Annotated in this window: 2 protein-coding genes; both read left to right on the top strand. The window is 43.6% G+C overall.

The window, feature by feature from the left end:
• Nucleotides 1–490, top strand: a 490-nt coding sequence (locus F6K63_RS36900) for a DUF4351 domain-containing protein (protein ID WP_287315018.1), incomplete at its 5' end; no start/stop codon positions are given.
• Between the two features lie 351 nt (nucleotides 491–841).
• Nucleotides 842–1,369: DUF2887 domain-containing protein (locus F6K63_RS36895; protein ID WP_287315017.1), on the top strand; the 528-nt coding region annotated here is incomplete at its 3' end.

Raw genomic sequence — 1,369 nt, 5'->3', positions numbered from 1 at the left:
CTCAATCGGATTGGGACTGGTACGGCTGGTAGTAGAACCTCAAGCCAATGTCCAACACAGAGTACGACAACTAGAAAGATGTGCGAGGGCTCTACCAGTAGCACAGCAAAGAAATGCGATAGAATTAGTAGAACAAGCCTTAGTATATAAATTTCCTGAACGTCCTTGGAGGGAATTAGAAGCGATGTTTGGACTCACAGAATGGAAACAGACCAGATTTTATCGGGAAGTTAAGGCTGAAGGTCACCAAGAAGGTCACCAAGAAGGTCACCAAGAAGGTCACCAAGAAGGTCATCAAGAAGGTCGCATCACTGAGGCACAGATTTTGGTGATGCGTCTGCTGAAAAAACGATTCCCAGAAATGACCGAGGAAATAAACAATGTAGTTCAAGGTTTGTCTTTGTCAAATTTGGAAGGGTTAACAGATATTATTTTTGAGTTGAATAGTTGGGAAGATTTGTTGAGCTGGTTGTCACAGGTAGACCAATAATGCTCACATGGAGTTGATACCACTCATACTCTAGAAATGCTGTGAAAAAAACTCCCAACTTTACAATGCCTTGAACACCTGGTTAGGTCAAGCGATCGCAGAACTCGTAGGGTGGGCAAGGGGAAACTTTACCAATAGATTCATCAAATACCCCATTTTCCCTTTGCCCACCAAATTACTCCCCAAGACTTACTGATAGTTCAACTGCTGAGGCGGAGTCAATATCAGAAGAGCACTTTATATATGGGCGTACACCTTTGTCATTATAAAAAAATAATATCAAAAAATAACACCAACCGATGATAATATTGGCCAGATAACCCAAATGCCAGTTCCTTCCAATGCTAACCAATGCGCACTGACAGCCTATTTTATAAAGTCTTCCAAACCCTCCCTGGCACTCTCTTTGAACTCCTGGGAGACAACACTCAACTAGCACAAAACTATAATTTTAAGGCCGTCGAACTCAAAGAACTTGCCAAACGCACCGACGGCGTATTTCTCCCCAAACGGGACGGTGACCCCATTTATTTCGTAGAAGTCCAATTTCAGAAAGATCAAGACTTGTACTACCGCCTCATGCAAGAAGTGTTTGTCTACTTAGGACAAAATCGTTGGCGACATGGCTGGCAAGCGGTAGTATTTTGGGCTAAGCGCAGCTTGGATACAGGTATTCCCAGATGTTACGATGCCGAAGTCCAAACAGGATATCTGCACTCACTTTACCTTGATGAAACTCCAGACACCTCAGACTCAATCGGATTGGGACTGGTACGGCTGGTAGTAGAACCTCAAGCCAATGTCCAACACAGAGTACGACAACTAGAAAGATGTGCGAGGGCTCTACCAGTAGCACAGCAAAGAAATGCGATAGAATTA

The sequence above is a fragment of the Moorena sp. SIO1G6 genome, from assembly GCF_010672795.1.
In the GTDB taxonomy this organism is placed as follows: Bacteria; Cyanobacteriota; Cyanobacteriia; order Cyanobacteriales; family Coleofasciculaceae; genus Moorena; species Moorena producens.
Note: the sequence above shows the minus strand (reverse complement) of the source record. Positions and strands in the feature narration are given on the sequence as shown.